Here is a 20924-nt window from a genome sequence, read left to right as displayed (position 1 = left end):
TCTCCCCCTCAAGGGGGGAGATTGGCTGACTTCGCGGTTTTCGCCAATCCCCGCCGTAGCAAGAGCGGGCGAAGCATTGAAACTGCCGATCTCCCCCCTTGAGGGGGAGATGTCCGGCAGGACAGAGGGGGGTGCCTTGGCGCTCACGCTGACTTGAATGAGCCTAAAGCGCCTGCGTCGTGTAATCCCCTTCGGCCTCGTAAAGCCCGTCCTCGATCTTTGTCTTGTGGACGACCTTCAGCTTGCCGCCCTCGACCTTGGAGATGTTCTGGATGCCGAAGCACTGGTGGATCTTGCCGTTGAAGGTTTTGGCGCCTTGCGGATGCTCCGGGCCTTCGGCGAAGGCGGTCAGCGCTTCGGTCGCCTCGACCAGCTTGGCGCGGTCTTCCGGCCCCTTGTAGCCGGCATCTTCCATCGCCTTCTTGACGACATAGAGTGTCTCCCAGCAGCCGAACATGTGCGCGGCGGTGGAGACATCCTTGGGGTCGCCGACAGCCGCGCCATTGTCGTCGATGCCGACGGCGGCGCGATAGGCCTTTTGCGCCTCGGAATCATCGGCTTGCGCGTAGCGTGGCGAACCTTCCCAGAAATGGCTGCCGTCCAAAAATTCCAGGCCCGGGCTGTTGATGTCGGTGGCTTCGAGCGAATCGATGAAGCCGAACAGCTGTGGCCGGTTGGAGCCGTAGAACTCGCCGAGTTCCTTGACGAAGGTGAGCACGGCCGGGCCGACCATGACGTGGTAGATCACCTCCGTCTCGGGCGGGATCTGCGGGAAATATTTGGTGAAGGACGATTCCGTCGGCGGGATGGCGATCTGGGCGATGACCTCGGCGCCTTGTACCTTCAGTGCCGGCGGCAGGTAGTCGCGGTGGTCGTAGCCGAAGGCGAAATCGGGGAAGATCTGCGTCACCTTCTTGCCGGCATTGGCCGCGATCCACGGCGCCATCGACTGGATCTGGCTCTTCACATCGGTGATGCCGGGCTGGAAGACGTAGCGATTGAGCTTGGTCGAGGCGACGTGGTGGCCTTCGCTGACGACGAAATAGGGCATCTTGTTTTCGCCCGCGGCCGGCGCCGAGCCGATGACGACATGCGAGAACAGCGTGCCGAAGACAATGTCGGTCTTGTGCTGGGTGGCGAACTTGCCGACCACTTCCGCGCCTCGGCCGGGATCGGTGCCGTCATCCTCGATGATGACCTCGACCTGACGGCCATTGATGCCGCCGGCGGCGTTGATCGCCTTGACCGCGGCGGCGGTGGTCTTCTCGTACCAGCGGCCATAGGCGGCACCGATGCCGGTGCGGTGCGACTGGAAGCCGATCTTGATTGGCGCTGAGCTCTGCGCCTGGGAATAGCGGACGAAGCCTGGCGCGACAGCAAGGCCGGCGCCCGCGGCCAGACCCTTCAGCGCCGTGCGGCGGGTGAGGCTGGTTTTGCTGAGATCGAAAAACCCATTCTTGTCAGTCACGGCAGTTCCCCTGTTTTTGAGTTTTGACCAATGGCTGTAGCGGAGTTGACCACTCCTCGCAGAGGGCCAAAATCGCATGTGTACAAACTAAATCACCAAAGTCGGGACACGGCAATGCCGGTTCCCCATGGGAATGCCGGTTTATTTTTCCAGCACAAAAGGGCTCAGCCGACTGTCGGCGTGGCGAGCAGCCAGAGGCCGAAGACCGTGTAGGCAATCATCAGCAGCGTGAGTGGCAACTGGCTGAGCGCGGCACGGGCCGGTTGAGGATGCAGGCGCCAGGCAAAGCCGTGGGCGACGAGGACGGCGAGCACGTGGCCAAGGATGATGGCTCCGGCCTGGATGTTCCACAGCCACCAGGCAGACTCCGCGCCGGCGACGATGCCGGCCTCGACCTGCATGTCGGCGGTGCCGAACAGGTTCCAGCCCAGCGCGAACGGGTCGGACAGGGAGGCAAGCGCATACTGCCCGTCGACGAGCAGCGCCGTCAGATAGTGCGCGACATGGTAAGCGAGCGCGATCGGCACGATCGACCAGACCAGAAGGCCGGCTGCCCGGGCGAGCGGCTGATCGCTGCCGGCCAGGCGCTGGCCAAGCCAAACGGCGACAAGGAACACTCCTGCAAGCAGCACGAACGTCAAAACGAGCCCGAACGTGCCGCTGCCGATCACTGCGGTGCGGCCCGGGAATTCGAGCGGATTGACGCCGAACAGGCCCAGCCAGAAGAAGGTTTTCGACAGGCCATCGAAGGACACCGAGGACAAGGCCAATAGGAGAAAGGCGATGCCGCTGGGCGGCAATGGTTCCGCCGCCAGCAGCTTGGCGCCCGGCCAGCATAGTGCAAGGCGGCCTCTCTCGTCGCGTTCGACCGGCGCGAAACGCGCCACCATCAAGAAGAAGACCGTCAGGAACTCGCCGCCGCGGCTCCACTGGGGATAGCCGAACACCAGCATGGCGAGGAAGGTGATCAGCCAGTAGAGGGCGGCGGCGAAGGCGAGCCGTGCCGGATCGTCGGGTGCCGGATCGATCAGCTCGAACCAGGCAAAAGCAAAAAACAGGATGACCGCCGGCCAGCAGCCGACCCATACGGGGAGGCGCCGTGCTCCTTTGTCGCCTGCGCTGAACAGGCGCGAGGCGAGCCGCCACGGCCCGTACCATGGGTTGAGCCAGGACCATAGGTCGCCGAAGACGCCTTGCAACAGTGTGAGGCCGGCCCACAGCAGTGTCCAGATCACCAGCGGCAGCGGGTTGGAAAGCGGGTCGCGGCTGCCGAACAGGCCGGCGGCAATGAGAATTGCAAAGCCGGCAAAGGATACCAGGCTGATGACCGTGCGGAAGCTGTCGCCAAAGGCGAAAAGCGGCAGGCGTCGGCGCCAGAAATGGTCAAGGGAAGCCGCAGGCAGTAGCGCCAGCACGAGGAAGCTGACGGCCACGGCGAACGCGCCGCCGATCAGGTAGTAGCCGGTCGGGAGGAGCAGGACGTGGCCGCGGTCGGAAGCATGAGCGAAGGCGGGGGTGGGGAGGGGGGCCAACGATGCAATGCCGAAAGCTAACCGGTGGAGACGGCACTCTACGGTGCCCCCCTCTGTCCTGCCGGACATCTCCCCCTCAAGGGGGGAGATCATGCTGTCATTTTCGCCTTCGCCAATCTCCAGTGTCGCAAGGGAAGCGCCGGCAGAGAAACTGCCAATCTCCCCCCTTGAGGGGGAGATGTCCGGCAGGACAGAGGGGGGCGCCAAGGAACTCAGCCTATCCAACTTTGCTGTCTCGTATGGCGATGCCGGTAGCCCGCCACTCTTAGACCTTGACCAGTTGCTCCACGCGGTCCTTCTGGCCGAAAATCCTGATATACCGTTCGATCTCTTCCGGATCCCCCGTCGCCTTGGCGGGGTTGTCGGAGAGCTTCACCGCCGGCCTGCCATTGGCCTCGGTGACCTTGCAGACCAGCGATATGGCGTCGAGACTGTTGGTTTCGATCGGCGCGCAGCCTTCGAAATCATTGGTCAGATTGGTGCCCCAGCCGAACGACATGCGCACCTTGCCCTTGAAGTGGCGGTAGGTCTCCTCGATCGTCTCGACCTCGAGCCCGTCGGAGAAGATCAGCAGCTTCTGCCTGGGGTCCTTGCCCTTCTCGCGCCACCAGTCGATGATTTTTTCGCCGCCTTCGATGGGCGGTGCACTGTCGGGACGGAAACCGGTCCAGTTGGCCACCCAGTCCGGCGCATCGCGCAGGAAGGAGGCGGTGCCGAAAGCGTCGGGCAGCACGATCAAAAGGTTGCCGCCATAATAGCGCTGCCAGTCCTGAAGCACCTTGTAGGGCGACTGTTTCAGCTCCTTCTCCGAATTGGCAAGTGCCGCGAACACCATCGGCAGTTCATGCGCGTTGGTGCCGAGCGCTTCGAGGTCGTTGTCCATGGCCAGCAGCACATTGGAGGTGCCGGTGAAGGCTTCGCCAATGCCTTCCTTGAGAGACTCGACGCACCAGCGCTGCCACAGGAAGGAGTGGCGCCTGCGGGTACCGAAGTCGGAAATGCGGATGCCGGGCAGCGCCTTCAGCCGCTCGGTCTTCGCCCACATCTTGGCCTTGGCGCGGGCATAGAGCACATCGAGCGCGAAGGGCCCGAAGGCCCGCATGGCCGCCCGCGAGCGCAATTCGTTGATGATGGCGAGTGCGGGAATCTCCCACAGCGTGGTGTACATCCAGGGGCCGCTGAAGGTCAGCTCATACTGGCCGTCGCGCTTGGACAGCTCGTAGTCAGGCAGCCGGAAGCCTTCCAGCCAGGCCAGGAATTCTGGCTCGAAGATCTGCTTGCGGCCGTAGAAATTGTTACCGCCCAGCCAGATCATCTCCTTCTTGGAGAAGCGCAAGGTACGGGCATGGTCAAGCTGTTCGCGCAATTCGCCTTCGTCGATCTCGTCGGCAAGACGCACCGAAGTGGTGCGGTTGATCAGCGAGAAGGTGGTTTCGACCTTAGGGTACATGCCCCAGATCATCTGCAGCATCAAAAGCTTGTAGAAATCCGTGTCGAGCAAACTGCGCACGATCGGGTCGAGCTTCCAGGTGTGGTTGTAGACGCGCCGCGCAATATCGGTCTTTGCCATATCTCGATGCCGCCTTCGCTGCTCGCTCCCCGCAAATGCCTCTTAGCATTGAATTTTTGAAAGCGCCTCCCGCTTTGCGGGCTGGCCCGACAAAAAGGAACCACTCCAGTCCAGCGTCAAGAAGCCGCCTTGGCGCCGATGACCCTGAGTTGCGGACGCTTGCGGCGGCTGATGATGCGGCCAGCGACCGGAGCGTCGGCGCGGCCGTCATCCCCGGCCTTCTCGGCAAACAGCCAGTCGATGAACACCTGCACGATCGGCGTGGTCCGCATTTCGTTGCGGCAGACGATATAGAATTCATCGACCGCCGGCACCGACAGGCTGAACGGCGCGACCAGCATGCCCCTGGCCAGCAACGCGCTTGCCGTCACGGAGTCACCCAGCGCCACGCCATGGCCGTGCACGGCGGCCTCGGTCGCCATGCGGGCGTCACCCAGATAATGGCGCCGGCCGCGCTCGAGATCCAGTGCATCGGCGGTCGCCAGCCAGGTGTGCCATTCGCGGCCGTCATCGCCATGCAGGAAGACATGGTCGGCGAGATCCCTGATGCTGCGGATCGGCCGGTTGTTGATCAAGGTCGGGCTGACCACGGGAAACAGTTCGAGGCCCGACCATTTCCGCATCCAGCAATCGGCCCAGCTGCCATTGCCATAGTGCACGCAGACATCGATATGCGGCGCGCGGATATCCCTGGGATCGTTGGAGGGGATGAGGGTCAGCTGGATGTCGGGATATTGCGCGGTGAAACTGCCGAGCCTCGGCGTCATCCACAAAAGCAGCAATGCCGGCACGCAGGACACCGAAAGCGCACCGCTGCTTGCCGGCCGTGTCAGCCGCTGCGTGGCGGCGGCGATGCCATCGAAGGCGGTCGACACCGCCGGCAACAGCTCCGCGCCATGCGGCGTCAGTTTGACCCGCTGGCCGACACGCTCGAACAGCTTGACCCCGAGCGATTGCTCCAGTGCCTTGATCTGGTGGCTGATGGCGCCATGCGTGACATTCAGCTCACCCGCGGCCTTGGTCAGCGAGCCATGGCGCGCCGTAGCCTCGAAGGCGCGCAGTGGGTTCAGGGGTGGCAGGCGCTTGGCCATGGTGCTCCACTTCTTTGTGAGATTTTCTCACAGAAAACACCCTAACAATATCAATTGATTTTTCAATGCGGCTGCCGGACACTTCAGCCCGGAACAAGCATCAAGACGTGAAATCTGCAGGCAGCCAGCGGGACAGCGACCCGGCCGGATGACGGTCGGTTCGTCTAGGCCATCGATGGCAAGGCCGCGTTAATCGAGGAGGACGACTATGGGTTACGATCGCGGCAAGCTCGACGCGTTGCGTCGCAAGTATGGCGAGAGCCATGGCGGCGAGATGTTCGACCCGAAGTTCCGCAAGGTCGCCGACAAGATCTTCTCCAAGAGCGGCACGAGACTCGCGCCCTATTCCGGCATCCCGACCTTCCTCGCCGCGCCCTACCGCGAAATCGCGGCTGAGAATCCCGATTTCGGAGACCTCCAGGTGGCCATCATCGGCGTGCCGATGGACCTCGGCGTCACCAACCGGCCGGGCTCGCGCTTTGGACCACGGGCGCTGCGCGCCATCGAGCGCATCGGCCCCTACAACCATGTGCTGGAATGCGCGCCGACGCATGAGCTTCGGGTCGCCGATATCGGCGACACGCCGTTCCGCAGCCGCTACCGGCTGGAAATCAGCCATGAGGATATCGAGCGCCGCACCAACCAGATCGTCGATGCCGGCGTCATCCCGTTGTCGGTCGGCGGCGACCATTCGATCAGCCACCCGATCCTGAAGGCCGTCGGCAAGAAGGCGCCGGTCGGCCTCATCCACATCGACGCCCATTGCGACACCAGCGGCCTGTTCGACATGACCAAGTTCCACCACGGCGGGCCGTTCCGCAACGCGGTGCTCGACGGCGTGCTCGACCCGACGCGCACCATCCAGATCGGCATCCGTGGTTCGGCCGAATATCTTTGGGAGTTCACCTACGAGTCAGGGATGACCGTGGTCCATGCCGAGGAGGTGACCGGTCTCGGCATCCCCGCCATCATCGAAAAGGCGCGCAAGATCGTTGGCGATGGCCCGACCTACATCTCGTTCGACATAGACAGCGTCGACCCGGCCTTTGCCCCCGGCACCGGCACGCCGGAAGTCGGCGGTCTGACCACGCGCGAAGTGCTCGAACTGCTGCGCGGCCTCAAAGGGCTCAACATCGTCGGCGGCGACGTCGTCGAGGTGGCGCCGCAATATGACGCCACCACCAACACGGCCCATGCCGCGGCACAGGTGCTGTTCGAAATCCTGAGCCTGATGGTGTTCAGCCCGGCAATCACAGGCAAGGGAGCCTGACATTCAAAGTAGCAAAGGCGGCCGCCGTGCTGGAGCCGGCGGCGGCCTCAAACAATCAAAAGCTTCCAGAAGGGGAATACCAATGACGATCCACTCGACACTCAGATCCTCCATCGCCGCTGTCCTGGTGCTGGGCGCCACTGGCTTAGGCTTCGCCACACAGGCCGCCAACGCCGACGCGCTGGCTGATATCACCAAAGCCGGCACCATCAATGTCGGCGTCTTCGCCGACTTTCCGCCCTTCTCCTCGGCCAGCGCCGATATGAGCCTCAAGGGCTATGACATGGACGTCGCGCAGTATATCGCCGACACGCTCAAGGTGAAGCTGAACCCGGTCGCCGTCACCGGCCAGAACCGCATCCCGTATCTGAACGACCATCGCGTCGACATATTGATGAGCGTCGGCTACTCGAAGGAGCGCGAGCAGGTCATCGACTTCGCTGCCGCCTACGCGCCTTACTACATCGCAGTGATCGGACCGGCGGCAATGACGGTCAAGGGCAAGGAAGACCTTGCCGACAAATCGATCGCCGTCAATCGCGGCACGCTCGAGGACACCTCGCTCACCGAGGCCGCGCCCGCTTCGGCCGACATCAAGCGCTTCGACAACTACAATTCGGTGATCCAGGCCTTCATCTCCGGCCAGACCCAGCTGATGGTCGTCGGCAACGATGTCGGCGCCCAGGTGCTGGCCAAGCAGGATGCGCTGAAGCCGGAGCAGAAATTCCAGCTTCTGACCTCGCCTTCGCATATCGGTCTCAACAAGAACGAGGATGCTCTCAAGAAGGCGGTCAACGATGCCGTCGCCAAAATGCTGGCCGACGGCAAGCTGGATGAAAGCTCCAAAGCCTGGCTGAAGACGCCGCTCAACCCCGACAACCTCAAGGATTGAGTTTCCGTGGCTTTTGCCTGGCTCCCGGGTGCCTTGGGCGATATCGCGCACGGCGCGGCCACGACGGTCCTGCTGATCGTCGTGACAACGCTGGCGGGAACGCTGCTCAGCATCCTCGGCGCCGCGGGGCGGCGAAACGGCCCTGTGCTGCTCAAGCGGGCCATCGCCATCTATGTCGAGGTGATGCGCAACACGCCGTTTCTGGTGCAGCTGTTCTTCATCTTCTTCGGCCTGCCCAGCCTCGGCATCAGGCTCGATCCGATCCTGGCCGCCATGCTGGCGATGACGCTCAACATGGCGGCCTATACGGTCGAGATCGTCGGCGCCGGGCTCGACGCGGTGCCCCCGGGGCAGACGGAAGCAGCCCTTGCTCTTGGGCTGCGGCCACGGCAGGTGTTCATCAAGATCGTGCTGCCGCAGGCGCTGAAGATCATCTATCCGGCGCTGACCAGCCAGATCGTCATCATGATGCTGGAGTCCGCCGTGGTCTCGCAGATCGCGGTACGCGAACTGACCTACGAGGCCGACATGCTGCAGGCGCGCACCTTCCGCTCCTTCGAGACCTATTTCGTCGTGACGCTGGTCTACCTCGCTTTGTCGATGGCCTTGCGCCGGCTTCTGGTCACCGGCGGACGCCGCGCGCTCGGAGCTGGCGTGTCATGATCGAGTTCACGCTCTGGGACATCGTTCGCAATCTTCTGCTGGCCGCCCGCTGGACGGTGCTGTTGTCGCTGGCCGCCTTCGTCGGCGGTGCGGTGGTCGGAATGGCGGTACTGTTTTTCAGGATATCCAAGAATAAATGGAGCCGGCGCGTTGCCTCCGGCTACATCGCCCTGTTCCAGGGAACGCCGTTGCTGATGCAGCTGTTCCTGATGTTCTTCGGCCTGCCAATGCTGGGCCTGCGCATCGAGCCATGGACGGCCGCCGTACTCGGCCTCACCTTCTTCGCCAGCGCCTATCTCGCCGAGATCTGGCGCTCAGGCGTCGACGCCTTGCCGCGTGGCCAATGGGACGCCGGCGCCAGCCTCGGCCTGCACTATCTTCAGGAATTGAGGCTGATCATCCTGCCGCAGGCGTTCTCGATCACCCGCGCGCCGACGGTCGGCTTCCTGGTGCAGCTCATCAAATCGACGGCGCTGACCTCGATCATCGGCTTCGAGGAGCTGGTGCGCACCTCCAACGCCATCAACAACGCCACCTTTGAACCGTTCAAGGTCTATGGGCTGGTGGCGCTGATCTTCTTCGTCATGTGCTTCCCGCTGACGCAATATGCGCGTTCGCTGGAGAGACGAGCGGCTGCCCGCTAAGCCACGCAACCGTGATTTGTGGTTGGCTGGCATGCGCGTCACTGTGAGCGTCACGGCTTTTCGACGAAGAGGGCGGTTTGCCGATGCAGGCGAAATATCGTGTCGCTCTTGCGGTCCTGTTCGCCCTTTGGACAGGCCAGCCGGTTTTAGCAGCTGATCAGACCCCCCACAGCATCAGCATCCCGGCCGACGGCAAGAACGAGCCGGCGACGCTGGACGCAGTGCTGTTCAAGCCGCAAGGGCAGGGGCCGTTTCCGGCTGTTGTGGCCATGCATGGCTGCAGTGGCCTGTGGAGCAGCAAGGACGGAACCAAGCTCAGCCCGCGCCATGCCGATTGGGGCCAGCGCCTGGCGGCTCTCGGCTATGTCGTGATCTTTCCGGACAGCTACGGGTCCCGCGACCTTGGACCGCAATGCAAGAACGGCGACCGGGAGGTCGAACCGTATCGCGAGCGGGTGGAGGATGCCAACGCCGCCCGCCGCTATCTGCAGACGCTGCCCTATGTGAAGCCCGATGCCATCGCCTTGCTTGGCTGGTCGAATGGCGGCTCAACCGTGCTTTACACGGTCCGTCCGAAGGACACGCCGAAGCCGGATTCGCCGGACTTTCGCGCCGCGGTCGCGTTCTACCCGGGTTGCACTGCCCTGGCCGACAAGGGCGATTGGGCGACGCGTATGCCGCTGCTGATTGTGATGGGCGAAGCGGATGACTGGACACCGGCCAAGCCGTGCAAAACGCTGGCTGCCGCCAACCCCGATGGCGTGAAGCTCATCCTCTACCCCGGCGCCTATCATGATTTCGACAATGAGGCGCAGAAGCTTCACGAACTGCATGGGCTGGCCTTCACCGCCAATGACGACGGTGTTGCGCATGCAGGCCTCAATCCGGCCGCTCGTGCGGCGGCGCTCAAGGACGTGCCCGATTTCCTGGCTGTGTTGAAGCAGTAGGCGGTGCACTTGACGGATTAAATATGAGGGTTTATCACGTTATATAACGTGATAAACCCTCATATTTAAGGTCGACACTATGGCTTTGTCTTCTCTCTTTGCCCGCAGTTTCGCGTTTGGAGCCTTGCTGCTCACAATCGCTTCACCAGCATTGACCGTTGCGCGGGCGGCATCTGCCGCCGCGTCCAAGGGAGATGCTGCCAGCGGGCGTGGGTATTTCGAGGAGCGTTGCACGAGCTGTCACTCGATCACACAGAACCGCTTCGGCCCTCGCCTTGGCGATGTCTACGGCAGACGCGTAGGGTCCGTTGCCGGCTTTCAAAACAGCCAGGCTTTGCGCCAGGGGCAATTCATCTGGTCGGAAAAGCTGCTCGACTGGTGGCTGTCCGGACCCGGTCGGTTGCTGCCCGGGACGCGGATGGGCATCTCGATAGGCGATCCGCAGATCCGCGCGGATATCATCGCCTATCTCAGATCCCATCCGTCCGGGCAGTATGAATGAAGTGCGAGCGGTATTTCCCGCGTCAATGCCCGAACGCCAGTGACGGCGCGATCCGGTCGCGCCGCAGCCAGCGCGCCAAGAGCAACGCCGCCACCACGGCCAGTCCTGTCGACAGGCCCATCCAGATGCCGACGCCGTGGAAGCCGAAATGGAAGGCGAGCAGCACGCCGAGCGGCAGGCCGACGCCCCAATAGCCGATCGCGGCATAGATCATCGGCACCTTGGTGTCGTGCAGGCCGCGCAGCATGCCGGCGGCAACCGCTTGCGCACCGTCGAACACCTGGAACAGGGCGGCAAAGGCCAGGAACGACACGGCAAGCGCGATCACCCTGGCGTTGGCCGGGTTGGTCATATCGATGAAGGCGCTGATCAACAGATGCGGCCACAGGATCATCACCAGCCCCATCAGCGCCATGAACGAGACGCCGATAACAAAGGCCGTCCAGCCGGCACGCGACACACCTTCCGGATTGCCGGCGCCATGCGCGAGACCGACGCGCACGGTCACCGCCTGGTTGAGGCCAAGCGGCACCATGAAGGAGATCGAGGCGATCTGGATGGCGATCGCGTGCGCGGCCAGCGAAGCCGCATCGATCAGGCCCATTAGCAGCGCTGCCGCGTTGAAAATCGTCACCTCGAAAGCAAGGATGCCGGCAATCGGCAGTCCGAGCCGCAGCAGCCCCTTGAAGCGCGGCCAGTCGGACCGCCAGAAGCGGCCGAACAAGCGATAGCGCCGGAATTTCTTCTCCCGCATCACCACAACGGCCATGCCGACAAACATCAGCATGCTGGACAGCGAGGTCGCCAGACCCGAGCCGGCGATACCCATTGCCGGAAATCCGAGATTGCCGAACATGAACACCCAGTTGAAGAGCACGTTGCAGGCGACCGCGACGAAGACGATGATCAACGCCCAGCCCGGCCGCTCCAGCGCGGAGATGAACGATCGCAGCACGATATAGCCATAGAAAGGCAGCACCGCCCATTCGAGCCAGCGCAGATAGATGCCGGCCTGGTGCGCCAATGCCGGTTCCTGGCCCATCGCCAACAAAATAGCCTCGCCGTGCCAGAGCACGAGCCAGATCGGGATCGAGATCAAGATTGCCAGCCACAGGCCCTGGCGCACGGTGCGGCGCAGGTCGCGCACCGAATGACGGCGACGGCCGAGTTCGGTGGCGATCATCGGTGACGTTGCCAGCATCAGGCCGAGGCCGAAGATCAGCGGCATGAAATAGAGGTTGGCATCCAACGCACCGCTGGCCAGCGTATCCGCCCCAAGCCGCCCCATCATCATGACGTCGGTGGCCGTCATCGCGGTCTGGCCGAGATTGGTCAGCACCATCGGCCAGGCCAGCGCCAGCGTCGCCCTGATTTCCTGACGCCAAAGGTTTTCCGGCGCGCGAGCGCCGGCTTCGATCGCAGACATTGTTCCGCTCTTTCCAGATACGGCACGTCGGCAAAGCGCCGGAAGCCGCGTATCAAACGGCAAAACCTTCGGTTTCGCGGCGTTTGCGTCAGCTTTTGGACGAAACGCGACATGAAGGCAAGGGAGGAGGAGCGGGCACCGATTGAGCCAGCGTCATTCCAGAGGTGCCACTGGGTCGTTCCCTTGCCGGGCGCGGACTGTTACGGATTGCCTTGGAGACTGGCAGCCAGCGAACCCGCCGGGAGGAATGGATGGCGTTCAGACAGCGAAAAAACACGGCCGCGATCCCGCGCACCGCACCAGCCTTCGAACATATCGTCACCGAAGCCAGTGACAGCTTTCTGTGGCGGCTCGACGACTACCCCTGGGAGCGCAATGTCTGGAATTTCCATCCAGAATACGAAATCCATCTGCTCCGGAAATCCTCTGGCGTGGTGCTGGTCGGCGATCATATCGGCGAGTTCGGGCCGGGCTACCTGACCATCGTCGGCGGCGGGCTGCCGCATGATTGGGTCACCGCGGTGCAGCCAGGAGAGCTGATCGAAGGCCGTGACATCGTCCTGCAGTTCGATGCGCAGAGGCTTCGCGGCTCGGCGGGCCTGTTGCCGGAATTGCGCGAACTGGAGCCGTTCCTCGGGCGCTCGCTGCGCGGCATGGTTTTTCACGGCGACACAGCGCTGGAAGGCGCCGCGCTGATGCAGCGGATGGGGGCGGTGCATGGGCTTGCCCGCCTCTGCCTGTTTCTCGAACTGGTCGACCTCCTGGCCAAGACCGACGAATACGAGCTCTTGTCGTCGCCGGACTTTTCGCCGCTTCTCGACGCCGCCTCGCTCGATATCATCCAGCGCACGCTGACCTATCTGTTTCAGCATTTCGCCGAGGATCTGAAGCTACCCGAGATGGCCGAACTCGCTGGCATGAGCGAGAGCACGTTCTCGCGCTTCTTCCAGAAGAACACCGGTAACTCCTTCAGCGACCACCTCGCCAAGCTCCGGCTCTGGCAGGCCTGCAAGCTGCTGGCGGACACGGATATTCCGATCACCGAGATCTGTTTCCAGGTCGGCTACATGAACATCTCGAACTTCAACCGCGCCTTCATGCGCAAGCATAAGATGACGCCGTCGTCCTATCGCCGACTGTCGCGGCAGCGGCTGACATTGCGCGCATAAGTGCACCCTGAAGTTCCCATCTCGGCGTCGATCGATACTCAGGTGACAAGCATCGCAAGCGGGCGCCGGTTTTTGCGCCGCACAATGCATAAAAGTACAGGTCTGCTGCAACGGGGCTTCTAGCATGACCCGTCGCAACTGCTCATTTTGGCGATGGGTGGCATGTCACTCGGGCGATGGTGAGGATCGCAGACCCGAGGACTTCCGCTTCCCGCGAGTGTTCCTGGAGGAGAAAAATCAATGAAACCAATTCGGCTCGCTGCAGGCTTGGGCGCAGCTTTCATGCTTTCCGCTACCGTATCCACCATCGCGTTGGCACAGGCGCCGGTCTGCTCCGCGCCGGTCAAGGTGCTGGCGCAACCGCGCGATGGCCTGACGCTTCTGGAGGACTCCAAGGCCGAGTTCCAGAAGCTCTCCGGCGCCAGCTTCCAGATCGACTATCTCAACGAGAACGACCGCCGGGCCAAATCACGCGCCGATGCGTCCACCGTCGGCAATTACAACGTCTACTATGTCGATGAAGCCAACGTTGCCCTGTTTGCCTCATCGAAATGGATCGTACCGCTGGCCGATTATTACCCGGCAGACTATGACTATGCCGACTTCGATCCCGGCCGCCAGAAGGTCGCGACCTATGACGGCAAGGTCTGGTTCGCGCCGCTGACCGGCGGCGGCGATCTGATGGTCTACCGCAAGGACGTGCTCGAGGCCGCCGGCATCCAGCCGCCCAAGACGCTCGACGAACTGATCGCCGACGTGCCGAAGCTGACCAATCCCGACAAGGGCATGTACGGCATCGCGCTGCGCGGCGCACGCGGTTCGGGCGCCAATGTCTGGCGCTGGATGCCCTTCTTCAAGGCCTATGGTGGCCAGTGGTTCGACGGCGACAAGCCGGCTTTTAATTCGGACGCAGCCGTCAAGGCGACCGAGACCTATCTGAAGCTGTTCAAGGATTCGGCACCCGGCACGCAGACCGGCAGCTGGGATGAATCGACCGGCGCCTTCCTGTCAGGCCAGGTCGCGATCCTCGTCGAATCGACACCGTTGTCGGGCATGGCGGTCGATCCGAAGACCTCGCAGGTGGTCGGCAAGATCGGCTTCCTGCCGCCGCCCTCGCCGCTTCCCGGTGGTGGCTACGGCCATGGCCTTGCCATCGCGGCGAAAGCCAATGCCGACGACGCTTCGAAGAAATGCGCCGGCCTGTTCATCGCCTGGGCAACGTCGAAGGAGAACGAGAAGCGCCGGCTCGACGCCCACCAGTTCGGTGAGCTGAACCGCACCAGCATCCTGTCCAGCAAGGAATTCGCCGACATCTACGGCGCCGACCTCGGCCAGGCGCTCGCCGAAACCGGCAAGGTCACGGCGGTCAACTTCTGGCAGGATCCACGCTGGCCGGATCTCGGTGACCGCTGGGGCATTATCCTCGAAGAGCTGATTGCCGGCACGCGCACCGACATCAAAGGCAGCCTCAACGAGCTTGATGCCTATGCCAACCAACTGGTGAAGAAATAAGCCATCCTCCCCTGCGGCGCGCGGTCCACGGCATTCGATTGATGCCGGGACCTGTGCGCCGCGGGTCTCCCTTTTTCGCCGCTGCCAGACACAGCTGGGGATAGACAGATGCCGCGACGCTCTTCCTTGCCGGTCACCTTTATTGCGCCGACGCTCATCATCCTGCTGGTGCTGTCGATGGTGCCGACGCTGTATGCGATCATCATCGCCCTGCAGAACCGCGAGCTGAGTTCAACAGCCTACTCCTATGTCTGGTTCTCGAACTTTTACGACCTGTTCTTCGATCGCCGCTTCCTCAACGCTGTCTGGGTGTCGGTGAAGTGGGAGTTCGTCACGGTCATCGCCACGATGGTCGTGGCCATTGGCTTTGGCGTGCTGATGTTCGAGGCCGCCTCGCCGCGCATGCGAAACGTCTACTGCTTGCTGTTCATCATTCCGGTGCTGTTGCCGCGTGTCTCGGCGGCCTTCGTCTGGAAATTTGCCTACCATCCGCTCTACGGCATCGCCACCTATCCCTACAGGCTGATCACCGGCGGGCTGATCTTCGACCCGTTGTCCAAGCCGTCGACGGCGCTGTTCGCCGTTGCATCGGTCGATGTCTGGCAATGGGGTCTGTTCTTCGCCGTCATCGTGCTGAAGCTCTTGGAAACGCTGCCGCCGCAGCCGATCGAGGCGGCTCGGCTCGACCATGCCAAACGCTGGCAGATCCACGCCTATGTGACCTTGCCGATGCTGAAGGCGCCATTGGTCAGCCTGATGTTCGTCAAGATGATCGAATCGCTGCGCTCCTTCGACCTGATCTATGTGATGACGCGCGGCGGACCGGGCGTGGCTACCGAAACGCTCGACATGTACGCCTTCTCGCAAGGCTTCATTGAGTCCGGCAAGGTGTCATACGCCTCGGCCATGGCGGTGCTGATGATGATCGCCACCGTCATCACCTTCACCATGCTGTGGAAGCGGGTGCAGGCATGAGACTGTATCCCATGAGACCGGGCCTCCTCATCGGCAGGACCATCCTGGCATTTGCCGGCTTCATGGCCGTGTTTCCGCTCGCCTGGACAGCGCTCAATTCGCTGAAGAACAATGTCGACATCATCACTCGCGTGCCACGCCTGGTGTTCACGCCGACACTGGCCAACATCAGCTATATCGTCGGCCGCGACAGCGTCATGACCGGCCTCTACAACTCGGTCATCGCCTGCGGCGTCGCGGTGCTGATCGGTGTCGTGCTTGGCCTGCCTGCCGCCTACTCGGTGGCGCGCTATCCCAACCGCTGGGCCGGCGACATCCAGTTCTTCGTGCTGTCGCTGCGCTTCCTGCCGCCGGTGGCGGTGGCCATCCCGCTGATGGTGATCTGGCTGCAGCTCGGGCTCTATGACACGCTGGCGGCGCTGATCGTTACCTACTCGCTGCTCACCATCTCGGTGATCATGTGGCTGGCTATTCCCGCCTTCCAAGCCGTGCCGAAGGAAATCGAGGAGGCTGCCTTCGTCGATGGCTATGGCGCCTATTCGGTGTTCTGGCGGATCGCGCTTCCGGTGGCGGCACGCTCGCTGATCGGGGCGGTCGCCTTCAGCTTCGTGCTGGTCTGGAACGAGTTCCTGATCGCGCTGATGCTGTCCAGTTCCAATGCCAAGACCTTGCCGATCGTCGCCTCGGAACTCTCCCAGCAAGGCATGAACGTGCCGTGGGGCATCCTGAATGCTTCGGTCGTGCTGCTGTCGCTGCCGCCGCTGCTTTTCCTCGGCGTGCTCAGCGGCTTCCTGAATTCCGTTTTCCGGCAAAACAAGACTTGATGTGAGGACGACCCGATGCGGGCTTTGGTGCTTGAGAAAAAAGGCGAACTGTCGCTGCGCGAGATCGCGTTGCCGCTCGATGTCGGGCCGGACGACGTCAAGATCGCCATCCACACTGTCGGCGTCTGCGGCAGCGACGTGCACTATTACACCCATGGCGCCATCGGCAGCTACGTCGTGCGCGCGCCGATGGTGCTCGGTCACGAGGCCGCGGGAACGGTGGTCGAGACCGGCGCCAATGTCGAGACGTTCAAGGTCGGTGACCGCGTCTGCATGGAGCCGGGCGTGCCCAACCTGTCGTCGCGCGCGACAAAACTCGGCATCTACAATGTCGACCCTGATGTCACCTTCTGGGCGACGCCGCCGGTGCATGGCGTGCTTGCGCCCTATGCCGTGCACCCCGCCGCCTTCACCTACAAACTACCCGACAATGTCTCCTTTGCCGAAGGCGCGATGGTCGAACCCTTCGCCATCGGCATGCAGGCGGCAAGCCGGGCCCGCATCGTTCCGGGTGATGTCGCCGTCGTCGTCGGCTGTGGCCCGATCGGCATCATGATCGCGCTAGCCGCCCTTGCCGGGGGCTGCTCGAAAGTGCTGATTTCCGATTTCTCCGCGCCCAAGCTGAAGATTGCCGCGCAATATGCCGGCATCGTGCCGGTCAATATCGGCGAGCAGTCGCTGGCCGATGCGGTCGCCGCCGCGACCGACAATTGGGGTGCCGACATCGTTTTCGAGGCCAGCGGCAGCCCGAAGGCCTTCGCCGATCTGTTCGATGTCGTGCGGCCGGGCGGCGCGGTCGTGCTGGTCGGGTTGCCGGTCGAACCTGTGGCCCTGAACGTGCCGGCGGCGATCTCGAAGGAGGTGCGCATCGAGACGGTTTTTCGCTATGCCAACATTTTCGACCGCGCCCTGCAGTTGATCGCTTCCGGCAAGGTCGACCTCAAGCCGCTGATCACCGGCACCTATGATTTCTCCGACAGCATCAAGGCATTCGAACGGGCCGCCGAAGGCAAGCCGGAGGACGTCAAGCTGCAGATCCTGCTGACCGGCGAGAAGGGCTGAGCATGTCCGCGATCGTTTGCTCCCATGTCGATAAGGCCTATGGCGCCACCACGGTCATCCGCGACCTCAACCTCTCGATCGAAGAGCACGAATTCGTCGTCTTCCTCGGTCCCTCCGGCTGCGGCAAGTCGACCTTGCTGCGCATGCTGGCGGGGCTGGAGGACATCAGCGGCGGCGAGGTCTCGATTGGCGGCAAGGTGGTCAACGACCTCGACCCGGGCGACCGCGGCATCGCCATGGTGTTCCAGAACTACGCGCTTTATCCGCACATGACGATCTTCGACAACATCGCCTTTGGGCTGAGGCGGCAGAAGGTGCCGAAGGCCGAGATCCAGCAGCGCGTCGAGGCAGTCTCGAAGACGCTGGGTCTCGATCCCTATCTCGGCCGCAAGCCCACCGAGCTGTCCGGCGGCCAGCAGCAGCGCGTCGCCATCGCACGCGCCATGATCAAGACACCAAAAGTGTTCCTGTTCGACGAGCCGCTGTCCAATCTCGATGCCAAGCTGCGCAACCACATGCGCATCGAGATCGCCCGGCTGCACCAGTCGCTGAACACGACCACCGTCTATGTCACCCATGACCAGCTCGAGGCGATGACGCTCGCCGACCGCATCGTGCTGCTGCGCGACGGCAGGATCGAGCAGATCGGCTCGCCGGCGGAAATCTACGAGCGGCCGGCCAATCTGTTCGTCGCCGGGTTCATTGGGACGCCGAACATGAATTTCCTCGACGTGGCCGTCGCGCGTAACGGAAGCTGCTGGACCCTGAACAGTGCCGGCGCGGCCTTTTCCATCGAAGGCTCCCGCTTCGATCTGCAAGGCGTCGATAGGGCGGTGCTTGGGATCAGGCCTCCGGACCTCAAGATAGCGAGCCCCGGCGGTTCCGAAAATCTGCTGGCAGGCACGGCCGATCTCATCGAATTCCACGGTAACGATGCGCTGGTGACGTTCGCCCTTGGTGGCAAGGAAATCAGCGCTCTGGTTTCCAGCCGCGCGTGCCCCGTCATCCGCAGCGATGTCCGCTACACGTTCGACGAATCGAACATGCATCTGTTCGATGCCAAGTCCGGCCTATCCTTGTTGACACGGTAAGGCGCGTTCTCGCTCTACCGGATTGCGTCGAGCGCCTGTCGCTGCCGGTGCATTTCGAGGAAAATACGGTAATCGCGGTCAAAGCGGGCGCCGGCGGCCGGGTTGGCGGCGCGGGTCTTGCCGCCTTGCTGCATGGCAAGGCAGGCGGCGTTTAGGTCGGGGAACAGGCCGGCAGCGGTAGCGGCCACCATGCCGGTGCCAAGCAGCACCGCCTCGTCGGCCAAGGGTTCGACCACCGTGCAGCCGGTGGCATCGGCATAGAGCTCCATCAGCAGCGGGTTCTTGGTGTGGCCCCCGGTGACGTGCAGCGTGTCGATCAGGTAACCATTCTCGTTCAGCGCCTCCAGCACATGGCGCACACCGAGCGCGATCCCGACGGCTGTGCGCCAATAGAGCTTGCACAGGCTGTCGAAGGAGGAATCCAGCGTCAGCCCGCTGACCACGCCGACGGCATGCGGATCGGCGAGCGGCGACCGGTTGCCGTGGAAATCCGGCAGCACATGCAAGCGTGCGGCGAGGTTTTCGCCTTCAGTGGCGCGCAGTTCGGCGACACGCCCGGCGATCTTGGCATGCATGGCGGCGTCGGGCTCGCCGCCGGCGCCATGCCAGCGGATGATGTGGTCGAGCAGCGCCCCGGTGGCTGACTGGCCGCCTTCCGATAGCCACAGCTTCGGCAGTGCCGCGCCATAATAAGGTCCCCAGACACCGGCGAAAGGCTGCGGGTCGGGCGACATCGCCATGACACAGCTCGACGTGCCGGCGATCAGCGCCAGGTGCCGGCCGATATCCCGTTCGTCGCCTGCAAAGCCGCCAAGCACACCAAGTGCGCCGGCATAGGCGTCGATGACGCCTGCTCCGACCCGGCATTTTTCGGTCAGGCCAAGCTCCGCCGCCGCTTGCGGTGTCAACTGGCCGATATCGGCGCCAACCGGGCTTGCCCTTTCAGGCAGGTTGCCGTGCTCAAAGAGATCGTCGAGGCCGACGATTTCAAAGAAATCGCGTTGCCAGGCGCTTTCCTCATGCGCCAGATAGGTCCATTTGGCGGTCAGCGTGCATTGCGAGCGGGCGAGAGAGCCGGTCGCCTGCCAGGTCAGGAAATCGGTCAGGTCAAATAGGTAGCCGGCTTCATTCCACGTCTTGCGCAGATGGCGCTTGAGCCACATCAGCTTCGGCGTCGCCATTTCCGGTGACATGACGCCGCCGATATAATTGAGCACCTCGTGGCTGCTCGCCGTGCATTCGTCGGCCTCTGCAATGGCGCGGTGGTCGAGCCAGACGATGGTGTCCCAGCGCTTGTCGCCCGTGGTCGAAACGCTGAGTTGTTCGCCTCGCCGGTCGCGCACCACCAGCGAACAGGTGGCATCAAACGAGATGCCGACAATATCTTGGGCCGCAACGCCGGCTTTTTCGCGGGCGGCACGTACTGCGATGCAGACCGCCGACCAGATATCGCGCGAATCATGCTCGGCGTGATCGGGCTTTGGCTGGTTCATGGCGATCGGCCGTTCTGCGCGGCCAAGCAACGTGCCACGGGCGTCGAGAATGCCCGCGCGAGCGCTCCCGGTGCCGACATCGACCGCGCAAACAAACTGTTTCGTCAAGATGCTCTAACTCTCGCTCCCAGGCCTGCAATCAGATCGGGCAATTGCAGCATGTCAGCGAATATAAAGTCAGGTTCGTTCGACGCAAGCCGCGCTTTCAAAGCGGGGTTGCCGGCATGTGCGCCGCCGGTGAAGGCAAAGACGCGCATACCGGCCGCGCGCGCGGCCGCGACACCGGCCGGACTGTCCTCGATGACGAGGCATTTGCGCGGGTGGGCCCGCATGCTGGCGGCGGCGTGGAGGAAAAGGTCGGGCGCCGGCTTTCCCTTGGCGACCATCGCGGCGCTGAACAGATGCGGCTCCATCAGCCCGAGCAGGCCGGTGACGTCGAGCGCGTAACGGATGCGTTCCAGCGTGCCGGAGGAGGCGACGCAGAACGGCAGGCCAAGCCCAGGCAACATCTCCTTGACGCCGGGGATCGGCTTCAGCTCCTCACGGAACTTTCGCATGAGGTCGACGCGCATCGCGGTCAGGTGCTGATCGGTGATCTCCAGGCCGAAATCGCGGCCGAGGATCTCGCGCACGCTTTTCATGCTCTTGCCGAGGAAATGCTCGTAGGCGGCGTCCTCGCTGACGCTGCCGCCGGCAAGCTTGATCATGCCGAGCAGCGCCGAGACGGAGAGCGCCTCGCTGTCGACCAGCACGCCATCGCAGTCGAAGATGACCAGTTCAGGCGTCATGGCGT

Annotated in this window: 19 protein-coding genes; 12 read left to right on the top strand and 7 right to left on the bottom strand. The window is 63.0% G+C overall.

Translation table 11 applies throughout. The features are described from left to right. Positions 1-163: 163 nt before the first annotated feature. The 4 genes from ACZYHG_RS05320 to gcvA form a co-directional block, all read right to left on the bottom strand. The gene (locus ACZYHG_RS05320; protein ID WP_464612863.1) at positions 164-1468 is read right to left on the bottom strand and encodes an ABC transporter substrate-binding protein; all 1305 of its coding nucleotides are present in this window, start codon (positions 1466-1468) and stop codon (positions 164-166) included. Positions 1469-1632: 164 nt separating this feature from the next. After that, positions 1633-3069, bottom strand: a complete 1437-nt coding sequence (locus ACZYHG_RS05315; protein ID WP_464612862.1) for a hypothetical protein — start codon at positions 3067-3069, stop codon at positions 1633-1635. Positions 3070-3265: 196 nt separating this feature from the next. Further along, complete coding sequence (pncB, locus tag ACZYHG_RS05310; RefSeq protein WP_464612861.1) at positions 3266-4570, bottom strand: nicotinate phosphoribosyltransferase; 1305 nt, start codon at positions 4568-4570, stop codon at positions 3266-3268. Positions 4571-4686: 116 nt separating this feature from the next. Beyond that, the gene (gcvA, locus tag ACZYHG_RS05305) at positions 4687-5661 is read right to left on the bottom strand and encodes a transcriptional regulator GcvA (protein WP_464612860.1); all 975 of its coding nucleotides are present in this window, start codon (positions 5659-5661) and stop codon (positions 4687-4689) included. A 208-nt stretch (positions 5662-5869) separates the two neighbouring features. On the opposite strand from gcvA, the gene speB reads away from it, so the two are divergent. The 6 genes from speB to ACZYHG_RS05275 all read left to right on the top strand — a co-directional run bounded on the left by speB (position 5870) and on the right by ACZYHG_RS05275 (position 10579). Next, a complete protein-coding gene (gene speB / locus ACZYHG_RS05300; RefSeq protein ID WP_464612859.1) occupies positions 5870-6931 on the top strand; it encodes an agmatinase in 1062 nt (353 codons plus the stop codon). Positions 6932-7013: 82 nt separating this feature from the next. Continuing rightward, positions 7014-7823, top strand: coding sequence for a transporter substrate-binding domain-containing protein (locus ACZYHG_RS05295; RefSeq protein ID WP_464612858.1), 810 nt, complete (start codon positions 7014-7016; stop codon positions 7821-7823). A 6-nt stretch (positions 7824-7829) separates the two neighbouring features. After that, positions 7830-8486 (top strand): amino acid ABC transporter permease, encoded by a 657-nt coding sequence (locus ACZYHG_RS05290; protein ID WP_464612857.1) that lies wholly within the window; start codon positions 7830-7832, stop codon positions 8484-8486. Then, positions 8483-9130 (top strand): amino acid ABC transporter permease, encoded by a 648-nt coding sequence (locus tag ACZYHG_RS05285; RefSeq protein WP_464612856.1) that lies wholly within the window; start codon positions 8483-8485, stop codon positions 9128-9130. Before ACZYHG_RS05290 ends, ACZYHG_RS05285 begins: the two co-directional genes overlap by 4 nt. Before the next feature lie 83 nt (positions 9131-9213). Next, positions 9214-10077 carry a dienelactone hydrolase family protein gene (locus ACZYHG_RS05280; protein ID WP_464612855.1) on the top strand — a complete coding sequence of 288 codons (864 nt, stop codon included), beginning with the start codon at positions 9214-9216 and terminating at the stop codon, positions 10075-10077. A gap of 124 nt (positions 10078-10201) precedes the next feature. Next, on the top strand, positions 10202-10579 hold the full coding sequence (locus ACZYHG_RS05275) for a c-type cytochrome (RefSeq protein ID WP_464612854.1): 378 nt from the start codon (positions 10202-10204) through the stop codon (positions 10577-10579). Positions 10580-10601: 22 nt separating this feature from the next. On the opposite strand, the gene ACZYHG_RS05270 is transcribed toward ACZYHG_RS05275, so the two are convergent. Beyond that, positions 10602-12005 (bottom strand): MATE family efflux transporter, encoded by a 1404-nt coding sequence (locus ACZYHG_RS05270; protein ID WP_464612853.1) that lies wholly within the window; start codon positions 12003-12005, stop codon positions 10602-10604. Positions 12006-12256: 251 nt separating this feature from the next. Between ACZYHG_RS05270 and ACZYHG_RS05265 the strand changes: the two genes are divergently transcribed. From ACZYHG_RS05265 to ACZYHG_RS05240, 6 genes are all read left to right on the top strand, one after another. Continuing rightward, positions 12257-13174: a helix-turn-helix domain-containing protein gene (locus ACZYHG_RS05265; RefSeq protein WP_464612852.1), complete on the top strand. Its 918-nt coding sequence runs from the start codon at positions 12257-12259 to the stop codon at positions 13172-13174. Positions 13175-13414: 240 nt separating this feature from the next. Next, a complete protein-coding gene (locus ACZYHG_RS05260; protein ID WP_464612851.1) occupies positions 13415-14686 on the top strand; it encodes an ABC transporter substrate-binding protein in 1272 nt (423 codons plus the stop codon). A gap of 108 nt (positions 14687-14794) precedes the next feature. Beyond that, positions 14795-15661, top strand: coding sequence for a carbohydrate ABC transporter permease (locus ACZYHG_RS05255; RefSeq protein ID WP_464612850.1), 867 nt, complete (start codon positions 14795-14797; stop codon positions 15659-15661). Positions 15662-15672: 11 nt separating this feature from the next. Next, positions 15673-16485, top strand: coding sequence for a carbohydrate ABC transporter permease (locus ACZYHG_RS05250; protein ID WP_464612849.1), 813 nt, complete (start codon positions 15673-15675; stop codon positions 16483-16485). 15 nt (positions 16486-16500) lie between these two features. Beyond that, entirely contained in the window at positions 16501-17547 is a 1047-nt protein-coding gene (locus ACZYHG_RS05245) for an NAD(P)-dependent alcohol dehydrogenase (protein ID WP_464612848.1), read from the top strand. A 2-nt stretch (positions 17548-17549) separates the two neighbouring features. Beyond that, complete coding sequence (locus ACZYHG_RS05240) at positions 17550-18638, top strand: ABC transporter ATP-binding protein (protein ID WP_464612847.1); 1089 nt, start codon at positions 17550-17552, stop codon at positions 18636-18638. A gap of 14 nt (positions 18639-18652) precedes the next feature. Here the strand turns inward: ACZYHG_RS05240 and ACZYHG_RS05235 are convergent, their stop codons facing one another. Both ACZYHG_RS05235 and ACZYHG_RS05230 read right to left on the bottom strand, forming a co-directional pair. Continuing rightward, positions 18653-20239: an FGGY-family carbohydrate kinase gene (locus tag ACZYHG_RS05235; protein WP_464612846.1), complete on the bottom strand. Its 1587-nt coding sequence runs from the start codon at positions 20237-20239 to the stop codon at positions 18653-18655. Then, a complete protein-coding gene (locus ACZYHG_RS05230; RefSeq protein WP_464612845.1) occupies positions 20236-20919 on the bottom strand; it encodes an HAD-IA family hydrolase in 684 nt (227 codons plus the stop codon). Before ACZYHG_RS05230 ends, ACZYHG_RS05235 begins: the two co-directional genes overlap by 4 nt. Between the last annotated feature and the right edge of the window lie 5 nt (positions 20920-20924).

This window comes from Mesorhizobium subarcticum (assembly GCF_055456085.1).
The sequence above is the reverse complement of the archived record's forward strand: the minus strand, read 5'-3'. Positions and strand labels throughout refer to the sequence as shown.

Excerpts from the sequence above, each read along its gene's own strand:
- ACZYHG_RS05315 (WP_464612862.1), bottom strand. The coding sequence starts at position 3,069 with ATGTCCGGCAGGACAGAGGGGGGCACCGTAGAGTGCCGTCTCCACCGG.
- pncB (WP_464612861.1), bottom strand. The coding sequence starts at position 4,570 with ATGGCAAAGACCGATATTGCGCGGCGCGTCTACAACCACACCTGGAAG.
- gcvA (WP_464612860.1), bottom strand. The coding sequence starts at position 5,661 with ATGGCCAAGCGCCTGCCACCCCTGAACCCACTGCGCGCCTTCGAGGCT.
- speB (WP_464612859.1), top strand. The coding sequence starts at position 5,870 with ATGGGTTACGATCGCGGCAAGCTCGACGCGTTGCGTCGCAAGTATGGC.
- ACZYHG_RS05295 (WP_464612858.1), top strand. The coding sequence starts at position 7,014 with ATGACGATCCACTCGACACTCAGATCCTCCATCGCCGCTGTCCTGGTG.
- ACZYHG_RS05285 (WP_464612856.1), top strand. The coding sequence starts at position 8,483 with ATGATCGAGTTCACGCTCTGGGACATCGTTCGCAATCTTCTGCTGGCC.
- ACZYHG_RS05280 (WP_464612855.1), top strand. The coding sequence starts at position 9,214 with ATGCAGGCGAAATATCGTGTCGCTCTTGCGGTCCTGTTCGCCCTTTGG.
- ACZYHG_RS05270 (WP_464612853.1), bottom strand. The coding sequence starts at position 12,005 with ATGTCTGCGATCGAAGCCGGCGCTCGCGCGCCGGAAAACCTTTGGCGT.
- ACZYHG_RS05265 (WP_464612852.1), top strand. The coding sequence starts at position 12,257 with ATGGCGTTCAGACAGCGAAAAAACACGGCCGCGATCCCGCGCACCGCA.
- ACZYHG_RS05260 (WP_464612851.1), top strand. The coding sequence starts at position 13,415 with ATGAAACCAATTCGGCTCGCTGCAGGCTTGGGCGCAGCTTTCATGCTT.
- ACZYHG_RS05255 (WP_464612850.1), top strand. The coding sequence starts at position 14,795 with ATGCCGCGACGCTCTTCCTTGCCGGTCACCTTTATTGCGCCGACGCTC.
- ACZYHG_RS05250 (WP_464612849.1), top strand. The coding sequence starts at position 15,673 with ATGAGACCGGGCCTCCTCATCGGCAGGACCATCCTGGCATTTGCCGGC.
- ACZYHG_RS05245 (WP_464612848.1), top strand. The coding sequence starts at position 16,501 with ATGCGGGCTTTGGTGCTTGAGAAAAAAGGCGAACTGTCGCTGCGCGAG.
- ACZYHG_RS05240 (WP_464612847.1), top strand. The coding sequence starts at position 17,550 with ATGTCCGCGATCGTTTGCTCCCATGTCGATAAGGCCTATGGCGCCACC.
- ACZYHG_RS05230 (WP_464612845.1), bottom strand. The coding sequence starts at position 20,919 with ATGACGCCTGAACTGGTCATCTTCGACTGCGATGGCGTGCTGGTCGAC.